The sequence below is a fragment of the Citrobacter freundii ATCC 8090 = MTCC 1658 = NBRC 12681 genome, assembly GCF_011064845.1.
Classification (GTDB): Bacteria; Pseudomonadota; Gammaproteobacteria; order Enterobacterales; family Enterobacteriaceae; genus Citrobacter; species Citrobacter freundii.
In genome coordinates, this window is record NZ_CP049015.1 from 1 (window position 1) to 17,757 (window position 17,757).

The window sequence follows — 17,757 nt, forward strand, 5'->3', positions numbered from 1 at the left end:
GTGTCACTTTCGCTTTGGCAGCAGTGTCTTGCCCGATTGCAGGATGAGTTACCAGCCACAGAGTTCAGTATGTGGATACGCCCGTTGCAGGCGGAACTGAGCGATAACACGCTGGCTTTGTACGCGCCAAACCGTTTCGTGCTCGATTGGGTAAGGGATAAATACCTTAATAATATTAATGGATTACTCAATAATTTCTGTGGAGCGGATGCCCCACAGCTGCGCTTTGAAGTCGGTACTAAACCCGTCACGCAAACGCTGAAAACGCCGGTCAACAACGTTGTTGCGCCCGCCCACGTGACTCAGCAAGTGCAACCACAACGTGCTGCTCCGGCGGCGCGTCCAGGCTGGGATAACGTCCCGGCTCCGGCAGAACCTACCTATCGTTCTAACGTCAACGTCAAACACACGTTTGATAACTTCGTTGAAGGTAAATCTAACCAACTGGCGCGCGCGGCGGCACGTCAGGTGGCGGACAATCCTGGCGGCGCCTACAATCCGTTATTCCTTTATGGCGGTACGGGCCTGGGTAAAACTCACCTGCTGCACGCTGTCGGTAACGGCATTATGGCGCGTAAGCCAAACGCCAAAGTGGTGTATATGCACTCCGAGCGTTTTGTGCAGGACATGGTCAAAGCCCTGCAAAACAATGCGATCGAAGAGTTTAAACGCTACTACCGTTCCGTTGACGCGCTGCTGATTGACGATATCCAATTCTTCGCGAATAAAGAGCGATCGCAGGAAGAGTTTTTCCACACCTTTAATGCCCTGCTGGAAGGTAATCAGCAGATCATCCTGACCTCGGATCGCTATCCGAAGGAGATCAACGGCGTTGAAGATCGTCTGAAATCCCGTTTTGGCTGGGGACTGACTGTCGCGATCGAACCGCCCGAACTGGAAACGCGTGTTGCGATCCTGATGAAAAAAGCCGACGAAAACGACATTCGTCTGCCGGGTGAAGTAGCGTTCTTTATTGCCAAGCGTCTACGCTCTAACGTACGTGAGCTGGAAGGCGCACTGAACCGCGTGATCGCCAACGCCAATTTTACCGGCCGGGCGATTACTATCGATTTCGTGCGTGAAGCGCTGCGCGATCTGCTGGCTTTGCAGGAAAAGCTGGTCACCATCGACAATATCCAGAAGACGGTGGCGGAGTATTACAAAATCAAAATTGCGGATCTGCTTTCTAAGCGTCGATCTCGCTCGGTAGCTCGTCCGCGCCAGATGGCGATGGCGCTGGCAAAAGAGCTCACTAACCACAGTCTGCCGGAAATTGGCGACGCGTTTGGTGGGCGTGACCATACTACCGTGCTTCATGCCTGCCGCAAGATTGAGCAGTTGCGTGAAGAAAGCCATGATATTAAAGAAGATTTCTCCAATTTAATCAGAACATTATCTTCGTGACGCTATGAAATTTACCGTTGAACGTGAACATTTATTAAAACCGCTTCAGCAGGTCAGCGGCCCGCTGGGTGGACGTCCTACACTGCCGATCCTCGGAAACCTGCTGCTGCAGGTTGCTGACGGCACCCTTTCGCTTACCGGTACCGATCTCGAAATGGAGATGGTGGCGCGCGTGGCGCTGATCCAGCCTCATGAACCTGGTGCGACCACCGTTCCGGCGCGTAAATTCTTCGATATTTGCCGTGGATTACCAGAAGGGGCGGAAATTGCCGTTCAACTGGAAGGCGACCGTATGCTGGTGCGTTCTGGCCGCAGCCGTTTCTCGCTGTCTACGCTGCCTGCCGCCGACTTCCCGAATCTGGACGACTGGCAGAGCGAAGTCGAATTCACCCTGCCACAGGCGACAATGAAGCGCCTGATTGAAGCCACGCAGTTTTCGATGGCGCATCAGGACGTGCGTTACTACTTAAACGGCATGCTGTTTGAAACCGAAGGGGAAGAGTTGCGTACCGTGGCGACCGACGGTCACCGCCTGGCGGTCTGTTCAATGCCTGTCGGTCAGCCGTTGCCTAGCCATTCGGTGATCGTACCGCGTAAAGGTGTGATTGAACTGATGCGTATGCTCGACGGCGGCGATAACCCGCTGCGCGTGCAGATTGGCAGCAACAATATTCGTGCGCACGTTGGTGACTTCATCTTTACTTCCAAGCTGGTTGACGGTCGTTTCCCGGATTATCGCCGCGTATTGCCGAAGAATCCGGACAAACATCTGGAAGCCGGTTGCGATATCCTCAAACAGGCGTTTGCGCGTGCGGCGATTCTCTCCAACGAGAAATTCCGTGGCGTGCGTCTGTATGTCAGCGAAAACCAGCTCAAAATCACTGCCAACAACCCGGAGCAGGAAGAAGCAGAAGAAATTCTGGATGTTTCCTATCCTGGTACTGAACTGGAAATCGGCTTTAACGTTAGCTACGTACTGGACGTTCTGAACGCGCTGAAGTGCGAAAACGTGCGTATTCTGCTGACCGATTCCGTCTCCAGTGTACAAATTGAAGATGCAGCCAGCCAGAGCGCGGCTTACGTTGTTATGCCAATGAGACTGTAATGTCGCTGACCCGCCTGTTGATCCGCGATTTTCGCAATATCGAAAATGCGGATCTCGCTTTATCTCCCGGCTTTAACTTTCTGGTAGGCGCTAACGGCAGCGGCAAAACCAGCGTGCTGGAAGCCATCTATACGCTCGGCCATGGTCGGGCGTTTCGCAGTTTGCAGATTGGCCGCGTGATTCGCCACGAGCAGGAGTCGTTTGTTTTACACGGGCGTTTGCAGGGTGAAGAACGTGAGACGTCGATTGGCCTGACGAAAGACAAACTGGGTGACAGCAAAGTGCGCATTGACGGCACTGACGGGCACAAGGTCGCGGAACTGGCGCACCTGATGCCGATGCAGTTGATCACGCCTGAGGGGTTTACTTTACTCAATGGCGGCCCCAAATACAGAAGAGCATTCCTTGACTGGGGATGCTTTCACAATGAAGCCGGATTTTTCACCGCCTGGAGCAACCTGAAGCGACTGCTCAAGCAGCGCAATGCAGCGCTGCGCCAGGTGAGTCGTTATGAGCAACTGCGCCCGTGGGATAAAGAACTGATCCCACTGGCGGAACAAATCAGCACCTGGCGCGCGGAGTACAGCGCTGGTATCGCGCAGGATATGGCGGATACCTGCCAGCAGTTTCTTCCCGAGTTTTCTCTCTCCTTCTCTTTCCAGCGCGGCTGGGAGAAAGAGACAGATTACGCTGAAGTGCTGGAACGTAGTTTTGAACGCGATCGCATGTTGACCTACACCGCGCACGGTCCGCATAAGGCGGATTTCCGCATTCGCGCCGACGGTGCGCCGGTGGAAGATACGTTGTCGCGTGGGCAGCTAAAGCTGCTGATGTGCGCCTTACGTCTGGCGCAAGGGGAGTTCCTTACCCGTGAAAGCGGGCGGCGCTGCCTGTACCTGATAGATGATTTTGCCTCTGAACTGGATGACGCGCGTCGCGGACTGCTGGCCAGCCGCTTAAAAGCCACGCAATCTCAGGTCTTTGTCAGCGCAATAAGCGCTGAACACGTTATAGACATGTCCGATGAAAATTCGAAGATGTTTACCGTGGAAAAGGGTAAAATAACGGATTAACCCAAGATAAAATGAGCGAGAAACGTTGATGTCGAATTCTTATGACTCCTCCAGTATCAAAGTCCTGAAAGGACTGGATGCGGTGCGTAAGCGCCCGGGTATGTATATCGGCGACACGGATGACGGCACCGGTCTGCACCACATGGTATTCGAGGTGGTAGATAACGCTATCGACGAAGCGCTCGCGGGTCACTGTAAAGATATCGTGGTAACGATTCACGCTGACAACTCCGTGTCCGTTACCGATGATGGCCGTGGTATCCCAACCGGTATTCACCCGGAAGAGGGCGTTTCGGCAGCTGAAGTTATCATGACCGTTTTGCACGCAGGCGGTAAATTTGATGATAACTCCTATAAAGTTTCCGGTGGTCTGCACGGCGTAGGTGTTTCCGTCGTTAACGCCCTGTCGCAGAAACTGGAGCTGGTGATTCGTCGTGAAGGCAAAGTGCATCAGCAAACTTACGTGCACGGTGTGCCGCAGGCGCCGCTGGCGGTAACCGGCGAAACAGAATTGACGGGTACTCAGGTCCGTTTCTGGCCAAGCCACGAAACCTTTACCAACGTCGTTGAGTTCGAATACGATATTCTGGCGAAGCGTCTGCGTGAGCTGTCATTCCTGAACTCCGGCGTCTCTATTCGTCTGCGCGACAAGCGCGACGGCAAAGAAGATCATTTCCACTACGAAGGCGGCATCAAGGCGTTTGTTGAATACCTCAACAAAAACAAAACGCCGATCCACCCGAATATCTTCTACTTCTCCACTGAAAAAGACGGTATCGGCGTTGAAGTTGCGCTGCAGTGGAACGATGGTTTCCAGGAAAACATCTACTGCTTCACCAACAACATTCCGCAGCGTGACGGCGGTACTCACCTTGCAGGCTTCCGTGCGGCGATGACCCGTACCCTGAACGCCTATATGGACAAAGAAGGCTACAGCAAAAAAGCGAAAGTCAGCGCTACCGGTGACGATGCCCGTGAAGGCCTGATTGCCGTTGTTTCCGTGAAAGTACCGGATCCGAAGTTCTCCTCACAGACCAAAGACAAGCTGGTCTCCTCTGAGGTGAAATCGGCGGTAGAACAGCAGATGAACGAACTGCTGAGCGAATACCTGCTGGAAAACCCATCTGACGCGAAAATCGTTGTCGGCAAAATCATTGATGCTGCGCGTGCTCGTGAAGCTGCACGTCGCGCGCGTGAAATGACCCGTCGTAAAGGCGCGCTGGACTTAGCGGGTCTGCCGGGCAAACTGGCGGACTGTCAGGAACGCGACCCGGCTCACTCTGAACTGTACCTGGTGGAAGGGGACTCAGCGGGCGGCTCTGCGAAGCAGGGACGTAACCGTAAGAACCAGGCGATTCTGCCGCTGAAGGGTAAAATTCTTAACGTTGAGAAGGCGCGTTTCGACAAGATGCTCTCTTCTCAGGAAGTGGCGACGCTGATCACCGCGCTGGGCTGCGGCATCGGTCGCGACGAGTACAACCCGGACAAACTGCGTTATCACAGCATCATCATCATGACCGATGCGGACGTCGACGGCTCGCACATCCGTACGCTGCTGTTGACCTTCTTCTATCGTCAGATGCCGGAAATCGTTGAGCGCGGCCACGTTTACATTGCACAGCCGCCGCTGTACAAAGTGAAGAAAGGCAAGCAGGAACAGTACATCAAAGACGATGAAGCGATGGATCAGTACCAGATCTCTATCGCCCTTGATGGCGCCACGCTGCACACCAACGCCAGCGCACCAGCCCTGGCGGGTGAAGCATTAGAAAAACTGGTTTCTGAATACAACGCGACGCAGAAAATGATTGGCCGTATGGAACGTCGTTTCCCGAAAGCGCTGCTGAAAGAACTGGTTTATCAGCCGACGCTGGCTGAAGCCGATCTGGCTGATGAAGCGAAAGTCACTGCCTGGGTGTCCCAGCTGGTTAACGTACTGAATGAAAACGAAGTTCACGGCAGCACCTGGAACAGCTTTGTGCGTAAAGACGCTGAACTGAACCTGTTCGAGCCGGTGATCCGCGTGCGTACCCACGGCGTTGATACCGATTATCCGCTGGAGCATGAATTTGTGACCGGTGGCGAATATCGTCGTATTTGTGCGCTCGGCGAGAAGCTGCGTGGACTGATCGAGGACGATGCGTTTATCGAACGTGGCGAGCGTCGCCAGCCGGTTGCCAGCTTCGAGCAGGCGCTGGAATGGCTGCAGAAAGAGTCACGTCGCGGCCTCGCTATCCAGCGTTATAAAGGTCTGGGCGAGATGAACCCGGAACAGCTGTGGGAAACCACCATGGATCCGGAAAGCCGTCGTATGCTGCGCGTTACCGTGAAGGATGCGATTGCTGCCGACCAGCTGTTCACCACGCTGATGGGTGATGCCGTTGAACCGCGTCGCGCGTTTATCGAAGAGAACGCTCTGAAAGCGGCGAACATCGATATCTAACATGTACCTCAGGCCTGCTCCTGTAGGCCTGATAAGCGAAGCGCCATCAGTCAGTTCGTCTACGTTTGCCGGCTCAGGCCTTATCCGGCCTACCATCGATTGTCAAAAGGGGAATCTCGATTCCCCTTTCTATCCCCCTTTTCGTAGCTGTTTTTTGAGCGGAATCGCGTTAGCATGAGGACGGACTCATTTAATCCGGGGAACTCATGGCTATCAAACTTATTGCTATCGACATGGATGGCACACTTCTGCTGCCCGATCACACCATTTCACCTGCGGTCAAAACGGCGATTGCCGCAGCGCGCGCGCGTGGCGTGAATGTGGTGCTGACCACGGGACGCCCGTATGCCGGCGTTCACAGCTATCTGAAAGAACTACATATGGAACAGCCCGGTGACTACTGCATTACCTACAACGGTGCGCTGGTGCAGAAAGCAGGCGATGGCAGTACCGTTGCGCAAACCGCGCTGAGCTATGATGATTATCGCTACCTGGAGCAGCTCTCCCGGGAAGTTGGCTCGCATTTCCACGCGCTCGATCGCAACACGCTGTATACCGCGAACCGTGATATCAGCTACTACACGGTGCACGAATCGTTTGTCGCGACCATCCCGCTGGTGTTCTGTGAAGCCGAGAAAATGGATCCAGAAACCCAGTTCCTGAAAGTGATGATGATTGATGAACCGGAGATCCTCGATAAAGCCATCTCGCGCATCCCAGCAGAAGTAAAAGAGAAGTACACCGTATTGAAAAGTGCGCCGTATTTCCTCGAAATCCTCGATAAACGCGTCAATAAAGGGACGGGCGTAAAATCGCTGGCCGATGCGTTAGGTATTAAAGCCGAAGAGGTGATGGCGATAGGCGATCAGGAAAACGACATCGCGATGATTGAATACGCAGGCGTGGGCGTTGCTATGGACAACGCTATTCCATCAGTCAAAGAAATCGCCAACTTCGTGACCAAATCCAACCTCGAAGATGGCGTCGCGTATGCCATTGAGAAATTTGCGCTGAATTAAGAAATTATGGGCAAGTGCCTTGTTACATTTGCCCTGTTTCAGCCATGATTTGTGGTGCTGAATGGTCTCCCTGGGGAATATGCGCCACGCCGCTGCGCATAATCCATTTACGGGAAAATGCTGATGTGAGTGCCCGGCTTTTCAGGATTTTGCCATACAGTTTGAGACGTATTTTACGGGTAGCTTTACGGTAAGCATGATTCATATCTGGCGTATCCCGCAGCAGTACCGATTTGAGGATCTCCGCGCTGTCCAGCGCATAGCTAATCCCTTCCAGCGAGCTGGCGCTAATAAAACCGGCCGCTTCACCAATCAAAAATGCGTTGTCCTCTCCGCAGACAAAGTCTTTCCAGCGTGAGGGGAACAGAACCGTACATTTTTCACTTTTCACCGGTTTGCCGAACTGGAAATGGAACGCTTTCAGCTTCTCCTTCAGCGCGTCAAAGCGTGCCTGTCCGTCCTTCATGGGGTAGGCGCCACCAAAGATAAAATAGCCATCTTTGCTGATACTCCATGAATAACAGTCAGTTGCATCGTTATCAAAAATACAGGAATAGAACGGCACAGGATGTTTCTCCGCAAACCATTGTTGAATAGCGACATATTTACGGATTTGGTGCTGGGGATAGAGATGACGGCGCACCAGTGAATTCGCACCGTCTGCCCCCACCAGATAACGCGCGGTGATCTGCTGCTCCCAACCGTCGGCGCGGAAAATAACATGCCATTTATCGCCCTCGCGCCAGATTTTCCGACACAGGCTGTCGTGGTACACCTGCACATCATCAGGGATGAGAGATTTAAGCCATAAATCAAAAGCATGGCGGTTGATATTAATGTAGCTGCGCTGGTAGTTACGCGTCAAAGAAGCGGCAACATCAACCGTTTTAACGCTAAAAATCTGCGGGTTGGCGATGACATCAACGGGTAAGGTTATACCATCGCGGATAAACGAACGCTGGGCGTCCGGGGCCAGCAGACCGCCGCAGGGTTTAGTGAAACCTTCGTTGCCGCACTGGCGTTTTTTATCCAACGCAATCACGCGCATTTTTCCGCTCAACTGCCGCGCCAGCGCTGCGCCTGCCGGACCTAATCCGATAATCGCCACGTCAAAATGTTCCATCTTTCTGTCCGCAAAAAATGAAGATGGCGATACGCTAAAGCCTGAAAGTGAAGTGCTTGTGAAGTATGATTGCTTTAATCGTCTTGTATCAGGGCATCCCATGAAGCAAATCACCTTTACGCCGCGTAATCATCAGCTTACCAATATTAACACCTGGACACCGGACAGCCAGTGGCTGGTCTTTGATGTGCGTCCTTCTGGCGCCTCCTTTACCGGTGAAACAATTGAGCGCGTCAATATCCATACTGGCGAACTGGAGGTGATTTACCGGGCTACTCAGGGAGCGCACGTTGGCGTGGTGACCGTTCATCCAAAGTCGGAAAAATATGTATTCATTCACGGGCCTGAAAATCCTGATGAAACATGGCATTACGACTTCCATCATCGTCGTGGGGTGATTGTTACGCAGGCTGGGGTGGAGAATCTGGATGCGATGGATATTACCGCGCCGTACACGCCAGGCGCGCTGCGTGGCGGGAGTCATGTGCATGTCTTTAGCCCAAATGGTGAGTTTGTCAGTTTCACCTATAACGACCATGTTTTGCATGAGCGCTCGGCGGCGCTGGATTTACGCAACGTCGGCGTGGCTGCACCGTATGGGCCGGTGAAGGTCTCCGCGCAGCATCCGCGTGAATACAGTGGCAGCCATTGGTGCGTGCTGGTGAGCCAGACGACACCAACGCCAAAACCGGGTAGCGATGAGATTAACCGTGCCTATGAAGAGGGCTGGGTAGGAGAAAACAGGCTGGCGTTTATCGGCGATACGTTGTCAGTGAATGGCGAAAAAGTACCGGAATTGTTTATTGTCGATTTGCCACTGGATGAAAGTGGCTGGAAACAGCCGGGGGACGCGCCTCTGGAGGGGACTGACATGACCATGCCTGCGCCGCCATCCGGTATTTGCCAACGTCGCCTGACGTTTACCCATGAGCGCGCCTTCCCGGGGCTGGTGAATCAACCTCGCCATTGGGTACGCAGTAATCCAAAGGCGTCTGAGATTGCGTTTTTAATGCGTGATGACAGCGGTATTGTGCAGCTATGGCTGATTTCCCCACAGGGGGGAGCACCGCGTCAGCTTACCCAATGCGCTACGAATATTCAGTCAGCCTTTAACTGGCACCCATCGGGGAAATGGCTGGGATTTGTACTGGAGAACAGAATTGCTTGTTGTGATGTTCAAACGGGCGAGATTGTTTTTTTAACGGAACGTCATGGTAACCCGCCGTCGGCCGATGCGATCGTCTTCTCCCCTGATGGTCGACAGGTTGCGTGGATGGAAGACGTCGAGGGTTTCCGCCAGCTGTGGGTGACTGAAACCGGGCGTTAACTTATGGCGCGGACATTTCTGCCGGGGGAATAACAGCGTTCGTGGCCTGGGTTCTCTCCTCGCTCTTTTCTACGCGGGATCTCACCGAGTTGTCTTTGCGAAAGAGATCCCACGGTAGCAATACCGTATCGAGCACCGCGGTGAAAGGCATATCCAGAATCGCCAGCGACTTGGTTCCCCAGTTCGTATCACTTTCGCTAATCATTGTGGCACTGGCTCGCGTGCCAGGATACGTCCCTTCTTTGCCACCGGTATGCGACATGATGCTGGAACAGCCGCTTACAAACGCTATCCCACTACACATCGTCAGTGTTACCAACATTTTTTTAATCATCATTTATTCATCTGTATTTATCGTGTTTGCATGGTGAGTTAAAGCGATCCGTTGCGAAAATAACATCACCATTTCGTCGCACTGTGGCGGCCATCGCGATTTAACGAGAACAACTGCTCCCCCCAGTGTATGCAATAGACAACAAACTGCAAAAAAAGTCAGATGAATACGCTTGAAAAGTTTGTATTAAGACCCATTTTTAGAGTGTAGACAAATGAAGGGCATGCCTGATGGGTGTCCTGGCTACCTGACCTGTCCATGATGGAAGGTCAATTATTCTCGCTGATTTCAGGAGCTATTAATTATGCGTAACTTTGATTTATCCCCGCTGTACCGTTCTGCTATTGGTTTTGACCGTCTGTTTAACCTGCTGGAAAACAATCAGGGCCAAAGCAATGGCGGCTACCCTCCGTACAACGTTGAGCTGGTAGACGAAAACCATTACCGCATTGCAATTGCCGTTGCCGGTTTTGCTGAAAGCGAACTGGAAATTACTGCCCAGGATAATCTGCTGGTGGTGAAAGGCGCCCATGCGGACGATCAAAAAGAACGTACTTACCTGTATCAGGGAATTGCCGAGCGCAACTTCGAGCGTAAGTTCCAGTTAGCGGAGAACATTCATGTTCGCGGCGCAAACCTGGTAAATGGTCTGCTGTATATCGATCTTGAGCGCGTGATTCCTGAAGCGAATAAGCCGCGCCGCATCGAAATCAACTAATTCTATAGGCCGCTTCAGGCGGCCTTGCTAAGTCATCGGCTTGCCGTCAGGGAGCCGAAAGGTACCTACTCGCTTCTTAGAAGGAGATTATTATGCGTAACTACGATTTATCCCCACTGCTGCGTCAATGGATCGGTTTTGACAAACTGGCCAATGCTTTGCAAAACACCGGTGAAAGCCAGAGCTTCCCGCCTTATAACATCGAAAAGAGCGATGATAACCACTACCGCATTACCCTTGCGTTAGCCGGTTTCCGCCAGGAAGATTTGGATATTCAACTGGAAGGTACGCGCCTGACCGTGAAAGGTACGCCGCAGCAGCCGGAAAAAGAGACCAAATGGTTGCACCAGGGGCTGGTCATTCAGCCGTTCAGCCTGAGCTTTACGCTGGCTGAAAATATGGAGGTCTCCGGCGCAAGCTTCACTAACGGCTTGCTGCATATCGATTTGACCCGGAATGAACCTGAAGCCATTGCTCCACAACGTATCGCTATCAGCGAACGTCCCGCATTAAATAGTTAAATAGCTCCATGCCTTTGCCCCGCCAGAAATGACGGGGCTTTTTTGTGCTTTACCACCCATACATTGCGACTGTACTCTGCGAGAATCCATTTACTTAATGATGTTATTCACAGGGAACAGGATAATGAGTGATATAGCATTGACGGTCAGCGTTCTGGCATTAGTGGCAGTTGTCGGATTATGGATCGGCAACATAAAAATACGTGGTGTGGGTTTTGGCATCGGAGGCGTGCTGTTCGGCGGTATTATTGTCGGGCATTTTGTCGATCAGGCAGGGATGACCCTGAGCGGCGACATGCTGCATTTCATTCAGGAATTTGGCCTGATCCTGTTCGTCTACACCATCGGTATCCAGGTCGGACCGGGCTTTTTTGCGTCATTGCGCGTTTCGGGCCTGCGGCTGAATCTGTTTGCCGTGCTGATTGTCATCATGGGTGGCCTGGTCACCGCGATTCTGCATAAGCTTTTTGCCATTCCTCTTCCCGTGGTACTGGGTATATTCTCCGGGGCGGTCACCAATACCCCGGCGTTGGGAGCCGGGCAGCAAATTCTGCGCGATCTGGGTACGCCTGGCGATGTGGTAGACCAGATGGGGATGAGCTATGCCATGGCTTATCCTTTCGGCATTTGCGGAATTTTACTCACCATGTGGCTGATGCGCCTTATTTTCCGCGTTAACGTCGATGCTGAAGCCCAGCAGCATGAATCCACGCTAACCAACGGACACGCACTGATTCAGACGATGAACATCCGTGTGGAAAACCCAAACATCAACAATATGGCAATTCAGGATGTCCCGATTCTGAACAGCGACAAAATCATCTGCTCGCGTCTGAAACGTGACGAGACATTGATGGTGCCGTCGCCAGGGACAGTTATCCAGATGGGCGACCTGTTACACCTGGTCGGGCAGCCAGCTGATCTGCACAACGCGCAGGTGGTGATTGGTCAGGAGGTGGACACATCGTTGTCGACACGCGGGACTGATTTACGCGTTGAGCGCGTGGTGGTGACCAACGAACAAGTGCTGGGTAAACGTATCCGCGATCTGCACTTTAAAGAACGTTACGACGTGGTGATCTCCCGCCTGAACCGTGCGGGGGTTGAGCTGGTAGCCAGCAGCGACGCCAGCCTGCAATTCGGGGACATCCTCAATCTGGTTGGGCGCCCTTCGTCGATTGACGCCGTTGCCAATGTTGTTGGTAACGCGCAGCAAAAACTGCAGCAGGTGCAGATGCTACCGGTATTTATCGGTATCGGACTGGGTGTTCTGCTGGGGTCAATCCCGCTGTTTATCCCGGGTTTCCCGGTGGCGTTAAAGCTGGGGCTGGCCGGTGGGCCGCTTATTATGGCTTTGATTCTTGGACGTATTGGCAGCATCGGTAAGCTGTACTGGTTTATGCCTCCCAGCGCTAACCTGGCGCTGCGAGAGTTGGGTATCGTACTGTTTCTCGCGGTGGTTGGTCTGAAGTCAGGCGGTGATTTTGTTCATACCCTGACGCAGGGCGATGGTCTGAGCTGGGTGGGCTACGGTATTTTCATTACCGCGATTCCGCTCATTACCGTGGGCTTGCTGGCGCGGATATTCGCCAAAATGAACTATCTGACGCTGTGCGGCATGCTGGCCGGCTCAATGACCGATCCTCCTGCGCTGGCGTTTGCTAACAACCTGCATGCCACCAGCGGGGCGGCAGCGCTCTCCTACGCCACCGTTTATCCGCTGGTCATGTTCCTGAGGATTATCACCCCGCAACTGTTGGCGGTGATCTTCTGGGGAATGGGTTAGCGTCAGGACGGGTCCGGGTGGACACGCCGTAAGTGGTAGTCCACCTGGTATTCGCTGGCGTTTCTGAACATGACTGAATAATTTAGAAATTCCCCGCTATCACTGTATGACAACGAGGTAATGCGTAATAACGGCGTCTGTTCAGGTACGTTCATCTGTGCGGAGAGCTGCTTATCGGCAAGAACGGGGGTCAGACTTTCATAGTTGCCGCTGATTGTTATCCCGCACTCTTTCTCAATGTAATCGAATTTTGACCCTTCCAGATGTGCCAGTGACAGATTACGGAATAATTTTACCGGCATGTAGCTGTCTTCAAGCATCAGCGGTTTGCCATCCACATAGCGAACACGGCGTGAGAAGTGGATACGTTCATTAATCTGGATACGCAGCTGACTGGCAATTGCCGGTGGTGCGGGCATTACTTCAAAAATCAGTACCTCACTGGTGACTTCTTTTCCCTGTCTCTTCAGCACTTCCGCCAGTCCGGTTAGATTGGTGGTTTCATGATGGACATCTTTGCGTGCTACATAAGTTCCACTCCCATGACGGCGTACGACCAATCCCCAGCCAATTAACATATCAATTGCTTTACGGATCGTCATTCGTGACACCGCAAACTCTTCGGCAAGCTTTTTTTCGCCAGGTAGCGGGCTACCGATGTTGTAATCAGAAGAATTCAGGCGAATTCGTAGTCGTTCCGCAATTGATTTGTAGATCACTACCAGACCTCTTTTTTCTTTTAATCACCGCACCATAGACCTTTTGATGTCTAACTTTTACGTGAAAAGTAGACCTCATTGTCGAAATTAAAACCATGAAAGCGATCACGAATCGTAGCGGCATACCATGTCCGGAGGATCGCAACTTTCTATTCTCGTATCAGGCCAGCAATGACGAAAAAAAAGGCCTCTCTCCCTACTGGTTGTTCTATGAGGATGTGAAAATGCTCAGTCAAATACAACGCTTTGGCGGCGCGATGTTCACCCCGGTGCTGCTGTTTCCCTTTGCTGGTATCGTCGTGGGTATCGCTATTATGTTGCGCAACCCGCTCTTTGTGGGCGAAGCGCTTACCGATCCCAACAGTTTGTTCGCCCAAATCGTTCATATCATCGAAGAAGGTGGCTGGACGGTATTTCGTAATATGCCGCTGATTTTCGCCGTTGGCCTGCCTATTGGTCTGGCAAAACAGGCTCAGGGCCGCGCTTGTCTGGCGGTATTGGTCAGTTTCCTGACGTGGAATTACTTCATCAATGCCATGGGTATGACATGGGGACATTTCTTCGGCGTGGATTTTAGCGCAGACCCGACTGCTGGTAGTGGTTTAACGATGATGGCTGGAATTAAAACGCTTGATACCAGCATCATCGGCGCAATTGTCATTTCCGGTATTGTTACTGCTCTACATAACCGTTATTTCGATAAACCCTTGCCAGTATTTCTCGGTATTTTTCAGGGGACATCGTTTGTGGTGATCATTGCCTTCCTGGTGATGATTCCCTGCGCCTGGCTGACGCTGCTGGGTTGGCCAAAGGTGCAAATGGGGATTGAATCTCTGCAAGCTTTTCTGCGTTCTGCAGGTGCGCTGGGGGTATGGGTGTATACCTTCCTGGAGCGTATTTTAATTCCGACCGGGCTGCATCACTTCGTCTATGGGCCATTTATTTTCGGCCCTGCCGCGGTGGAAGGCGGCATTCAGGTCTATTGGGCGCAACATTTGCAGGAATTCAGCCAAAGTACTGAGTCGTTGAAAACGCTGTTCCCTGAAGGTGGGTTTGCCCTGCACGGCAACTCGAAAATCTTTGGTTCATTGGGCATTGCTCTGGCGCTCTACTTCACCGCCTCCCCGGAAAACCGGGTGAAGGTGGCGGGACTATTGATCCCCGCTACGCTAACGGCTGTGCTGGTTGGGATTACCGAACCGCTGGAGTTTACCTTCCTGTTTATCTCTCCCTTATTGTTTGCTGTACATGCCGTGCTGGCGGCTTCCATGGCGACGGTAATGTATCTCTGCGGCGTGGTAGGCAACATGGGCGGCGGTCTGCTTGATCAGTTCTTACCGCAAAACTGGATCCCAATGTTCCACAACCATGCCGGAATGATGTTCACCCAGATAGCGATTGGTCTGGCCTTTACCGTGCTCTATTTCGCCATCTTCCGCGCCCTGATCCTGCGCTTCAACCTGAAAACGCCAGGGCGAGAAGACAGCGAAATCAAACTCTATACCAAAGCTGATTACAAAACTGCTCGTGGGAAAACCACCGCCGCATCGCCGGAGACCAAACTGGGTCAGGCTGCGGGTTTTCTACAGGCGTTAGGCGGCGCAAGCAATATCGAGAGTATTAATAACTGCGCTACTCGCCTGCGTATTGCGCTTCACGACATGGCGCAAACTCAAAGCGATGACGTCTTCAAAGCGTTGGGCGCGCACGGTGTTGTGCGCCGCGGCAACGGTATTCAGGTCATTGTTGGTTTGCACGTTCCTCAGGTACGCGAGCAGCTCGAAACGCTAATGAAATCTTCTTTATCAAACGAACAGATCCCCATGACGGAGGCAGTATCATGAAAAAATTCTCAGTGGTTATCGCAGGTGGCGGTAGTACCTTTACGCCGGGTATCGTGCTGATGTTGCTGGCAAATCAGGACCGTTTCCCGCTTCGTGCGCTGAAATTTTATGACAACGATGGCGCTCGCCAGGAAGTGATTGCTGAGGCATGTAAAATCATCCTCAAAGAACAGGCACCGGAAATTGAGTTTAGTTACACCACCGATCCTAAAGCAGCATTTACCGATGTCGATTTCGTGATGGCGCATATCCGAGTGGGTAAATACCCAATGCGCGAACAAGATGAAAAAATCCCATTACGTCACGGGGTGTTAGGTCAGGAAACTTGCGGGCCGGGTGGGATTGCCTACGGAATGCGTTCTATTGGCGGCGTGCTGGAACTGGTGGATTATATGGAAAAATATTCACCAAACGCCTGGATGCTTAACTATTCCAATCCGGCGGCAATTGTTGCTGAAGCCACGCGTCGGCTGCGTCCAAATGCGAAAATCCTCAATATTTGCGATATGCCTATCGGTATTGAAGGGCGGATGGCACAGATCGTTGGCCTTAAAGACCGCAAACAGATGCGTGTGCGTTACTATGGACTGAACCACTTCGGCTGGTGGACATCGATTGAAGATCTGCAGGGTAACGATCTGATGCCGAAGCTGCGCGAATATGTGGCGCAGTATGGTTATGTTCCTCCGTCAAACGACCCGCACACAGAAGCAAGCTGGAACGATACCTTTGCGAAGGCAAAAGATGTACAGGCGCTGGATCCAGATACCATGCCGAATACATATCTGAAATACTATTTATTCCCGGATTACGTGGTGCAGCACTCTGATCCGCAGCGCACGCGCGCCAATGAGGTGATGGACCACCGTGAAAAACAGGTGTTCGGTTCCTGCCGCGCAATCATTGAGGCGGGCAATTCTGCCGCTGGTGAGCTGGAGATTGACGAACATGCTTCTTACATTGTCGATCTGGCGGCGGCTATTGCCTTTAATACTCAGGAAAGAATGTTGCTGATTGTGCCGAACAACGGGGCCATTCATAACTTTGATGATGAAGCGATGGTCGAGATCCCATGCCTGGTAGGGCATAACGGCCCGGAACCGTTGACGGTGGGTGATATACCTCAGTTCCAGAAAGGGCTGATGAGCCAGCAGGTAGCGGTTGAGAAGTTGGTGGTTGATGCCTGGGAGCACAGTTCTTATCAGCGTTTGTGGCAGGCTATCACCTTGTCGAAAACCGTACCGAGCGCATCTGTGGCAAAAGCGATTCTTGATGATTTGATCGAGGCCAACAAAGCGTACTGGCCAGAATTGCACTAATCCTGTTGACCGGCATCCTTTGGGTGCCGGTCCGCATGTTTCAATACCGCCGACGGTGCATAGCCAAACTTGTGTTTAAACGCTTTGCTGAAATGAAACGAGTCAAAGAAGTTAAGCATATCCGCCACCTGTCCGACCGTATTTCCCTCCTGTTTTAGCAGTGACAGCGCCAGTTCCAGCCGGGCATCCAGATAATATTCCTTCGGCGTTTTGCCGGTATAACGTAAAAAAAGACGACGTAGCCAGGCTTCGCTACAGGGAATGGTGGCTGCCATATCCGCTACGCTCCAGCGTTTTTGCAGGCTGGCATGCAGAGTGGCAATCAGTTTTTCAATTTGCATCCGTTGTGGGTCTTTTTTACCTTCAGCGTAAATAAGACAAATCCATTGATAAATTATTTTTGTGAGAAAGGCGACGGCCAGATTATTTATCATTGAGTCTGAGGAAGTAATTAATTGTGAAACTTCAGCCAGCTCCTGATTATAAATATCACCATTATAAATAATGCTTTGTTGGCGTAGCGGAATATCCATTACGCTGGTTGGCGTGAACTCCATCCAGTATTGTTCCCATACCAACCCTTCGCAATGATAAGACTGTATATCGGTTGGTTTTAAAAAGATTATACAGTTTCCGGTGAGAGTAATGTGTTCGCCACCTTTTAGCAGGATTTTTCCACAACCCTGGACGGTATAGACAGCAACCCATGAATTAGCTATCAGTGGCTTTTTCTTATCGCGCGGCCAAATAACCCGGTAATGTTCGTCGGCATAGGTGTGCCACAGCGAGATCAATGAAATTCCGCTTGAGATCACATTTTCGTTAATCAACAGGGGAATATTGTACGTAGTTTCGTTTTTTACATGCGAACTTTGCATCTTTCCATTCATTTTAATTTCCCGCCGGAGAATTATGCCCACAACCTGAACTTAACAGAAAAAATCCGTTCAGGGATATGACGTTTTTATTTTATGAAATCTGACTGCCTGACCCGGTGCGCAATACCTCCTGTTACACCCTAC

The 17,757-nt window shown here is 51.9% G+C and carries 15 protein-coding genes and 1 other annotated feature; of the genes, 11 read left to right on the plus strand and 4 right to left on the minus strand.

The annotated features are described in order from the left end of the window. From dnaA to yidA, 5 genes are all read left to right on the plus strand, one after another. The gene (gene dnaA, locus G4551_RS00005; RefSeq protein WP_003023861.1) at positions 1-1,404 is read left to right on the plus strand and encodes a chromosomal replication initiator protein DnaA; all 1,404 of its coding nucleotides are present in this window, start codon (positions 1-3) and stop codon (positions 1,402-1,404) included. Positions 1,405-1,408: 4 nt separating this feature from the next. Then, positions 1,409-2,509: a DNA polymerase III subunit beta gene (dnaN, locus tag G4551_RS00010; RefSeq protein ID WP_003023863.1), complete on the plus strand. Its 1,101-nt coding sequence runs from the start codon at positions 1,409-1,411 to the stop codon at positions 2,507-2,509. Next, positions 2,509-3,582, plus strand: a complete 1,074-nt coding sequence (gene recF, locus G4551_RS00015; RefSeq protein WP_003023865.1) for a DNA replication/repair protein RecF — start codon at positions 2,509-2,511, stop codon at positions 3,580-3,582. Before dnaN ends, recF begins: the two co-directional genes overlap by 1 nt. 28 nt (positions 3,583-3,610) lie before the next feature. After that, positions 3,611-6,025 carry a DNA topoisomerase (ATP-hydrolyzing) subunit B gene (gene gyrB / locus G4551_RS00020; protein WP_003840598.1) on the plus strand — a complete coding sequence of 805 codons (2,415 nt, stop codon included), beginning with the start codon at positions 3,611-3,613 and terminating at the stop codon, positions 6,023-6,025. A 206-nt stretch (positions 6,026-6,231) separates the two neighbouring features. Continuing rightward, positions 6,232-7,044: a sugar-phosphatase gene (gene yidA, locus G4551_RS00025; RefSeq protein WP_003840602.1), complete on the plus strand. Its 813-nt coding sequence runs from the start codon at positions 6,232-6,234 to the stop codon at positions 7,042-7,044. Positions 7,045-7,066: 22 nt separating this feature from the next. Here yidA and cbrA read toward each other — a convergent pair whose 3' ends face one another. Further along, entirely contained in the window at positions 7,067-8,167 is a 1,101-nt protein-coding gene (gene cbrA, locus G4551_RS00030) for a colicin M resistance lipid reductase CbrA (protein WP_003840603.1), read from the minus strand. Between the two features lie 100 nt (positions 8,168-8,267). Here cbrA and G4551_RS00035 point away from each other — a divergent pair, with 100 nt between their 5' ends. Then, positions 8,268-9,494, plus strand: coding sequence for a DUF3748 domain-containing protein (locus tag G4551_RS00035; protein ID WP_003840605.1), 1,227 nt, complete (start codon positions 8,268-8,270; stop codon positions 9,492-9,494). Between the two features lies 1 nt (position 9,495). Here the strand turns inward: G4551_RS00035 and G4551_RS00040 are convergent, their stop codons facing one another. Continuing rightward, positions 9,496-9,828 (minus strand): YceK/YidQ family lipoprotein, encoded by a 333-nt coding sequence (locus tag G4551_RS00040; RefSeq protein WP_003840607.1) that lies wholly within the window; start codon positions 9,826-9,828, stop codon positions 9,496-9,498. Between the two features lie 238 nt (positions 9,829-10,066). Beyond that, positions 10,067-10,139 (plus strand) — a sequence feature (ROSE (Repression Of Heat Shock gene Expression) occurs in the 5'-region of heat shock genes and acts as an RNA thermometer to modulate expression.). On the opposite strand from G4551_RS00040, the gene ibpA reads away from it, so the two are divergent. The 3 genes from ibpA (at position 10,133) to G4551_RS00055 (ending at position 12,853) form a co-directional block, all read left to right on the plus strand. Next, complete coding sequence (gene ibpA, locus G4551_RS00045; RefSeq protein WP_003023882.1) at positions 10,133-10,546, plus strand: small heat shock chaperone IbpA; 414 nt, start codon at positions 10,133-10,135, stop codon at positions 10,544-10,546. It overlaps the preceding feature by 7 nt. 92 nt (positions 10,547-10,638) lie before the next feature. Next, positions 10,639-11,067, plus strand: coding sequence for a small heat shock chaperone IbpB (ibpB, locus tag G4551_RS00050; protein ID WP_003840609.1), 429 nt, complete (start codon positions 10,639-10,641; stop codon positions 11,065-11,067). A gap of 124 nt (positions 11,068-11,191) precedes the next feature. Continuing rightward, a complete protein-coding gene (locus G4551_RS00055) occupies positions 11,192-12,853 on the plus strand; it encodes a putative transporter (protein ID WP_003840611.1) in 1,662 nt (553 codons plus the stop codon). 2 nt (positions 12,854-12,855) lie between these two features. Here G4551_RS00055 and G4551_RS00060 read toward each other — a convergent pair whose 3' ends face one another. Beyond that, positions 12,856-13,572, minus strand: coding sequence for a GntR family transcriptional regulator (locus G4551_RS00060; protein ID WP_003840612.1), 717 nt, complete (start codon positions 13,570-13,572; stop codon positions 12,856-12,858). Positions 13,573-13,796: 224 nt separating this feature from the next. Here G4551_RS00060 and G4551_RS00065 point away from each other — a divergent pair, with 224 nt between their 5' ends. Both G4551_RS00065 and G4551_RS00070 read left to right on the plus strand, forming a co-directional pair. Then, positions 13,797-15,416 (plus strand): alpha-glucoside-specific PTS transporter subunit IIBC, encoded by a 1,620-nt coding sequence (locus G4551_RS00065; RefSeq protein WP_003840614.1) that lies wholly within the window; start codon positions 13,797-13,799, stop codon positions 15,414-15,416. Next, complete coding sequence (locus G4551_RS00070; RefSeq protein ID WP_003840616.1) at positions 15,413-16,735, plus strand: 6-phospho-alpha-glucosidase; 1,323 nt, start codon at positions 15,413-15,415, stop codon at positions 16,733-16,735. Before G4551_RS00065 ends, G4551_RS00070 begins: the two co-directional genes overlap by 4 nt. Here G4551_RS00070 and G4551_RS00075 read toward each other — a convergent pair. Next, positions 16,732-17,625, minus strand: a complete 894-nt coding sequence (locus G4551_RS00075) for an AraC family transcriptional regulator (RefSeq protein ID WP_032941110.1) — start codon at positions 17,623-17,625, stop codon at positions 16,732-16,734. The genes G4551_RS00070 and G4551_RS00075 overlap by 4 nt on opposite strands. Between the last annotated feature and the right edge of the window lie 132 nt (positions 17,626-17,757).

What these genes read in the sequence shown, in the direction of transcription:
- G4551_RS00065 (WP_003840614.1), top strand. Translation starts at nt 13,797, where the DNA reads ATGCTCAGTCAAATACAACGCTTTGGCGGCGCGATGTTCACCCCGGTG.
- ibpB (WP_003840609.1), top strand. Translation starts at nt 10,639, where the DNA reads ATGCGTAACTACGATTTATCCCCACTGCTGCGTCAATGGATCGGTTTT.
- G4551_RS00055 (WP_003840611.1), top strand. Translation starts at nt 11,192, where the DNA reads ATGAGTGATATAGCATTGACGGTCAGCGTTCTGGCATTAGTGGCAGTT.
- dnaN (WP_003023863.1), top strand. Translation starts at nt 1,409, where the DNA reads ATGAAATTTACCGTTGAACGTGAACATTTATTAAAACCGCTTCAGCAG.
- ibpA (WP_003023882.1), top strand. Translation starts at nt 10,133, where the DNA reads ATGCGTAACTTTGATTTATCCCCGCTGTACCGTTCTGCTATTGGTTTT.
- recF (WP_003023865.1), top strand. Translation starts at nt 2,509, where the DNA reads ATGTCGCTGACCCGCCTGTTGATCCGCGATTTTCGCAATATCGAAAAT.
- G4551_RS00075 (WP_032941110.1), bottom strand. Translation starts at nt 17,625, where the DNA reads ATGAATGGAAAGATGCAAAGTTCGCATGTAAAAAACGAAACTACGTAC.
- yidA (WP_003840602.1), top strand. Translation starts at nt 6,232, where the DNA reads ATGGCTATCAAACTTATTGCTATCGACATGGATGGCACACTTCTGCTG.
- cbrA (WP_003840603.1), bottom strand. Translation starts at nt 8,167, where the DNA reads ATGGAACATTTTGACGTGGCGATTATCGGATTAGGTCCGGCAGGCGCA.
- gyrB (WP_003840598.1), top strand. Translation starts at nt 3,611, where the DNA reads ATGTCGAATTCTTATGACTCCTCCAGTATCAAAGTCCTGAAAGGACTG.
- G4551_RS00035 (WP_003840605.1), top strand. Translation starts at nt 8,268, where the DNA reads ATGAAGCAAATCACCTTTACGCCGCGTAATCATCAGCTTACCAATATT.
- G4551_RS00070 (WP_003840616.1), top strand. Translation starts at nt 15,413, where the DNA reads ATGAAAAAATTCTCAGTGGTTATCGCAGGTGGCGGTAGTACCTTTACG.
- G4551_RS00040 (WP_003840607.1), bottom strand. Translation starts at nt 9,828, where the DNA reads ATGATTAAAAAAATGTTGGTAACACTGACGATGTGTAGTGGGATAGCG.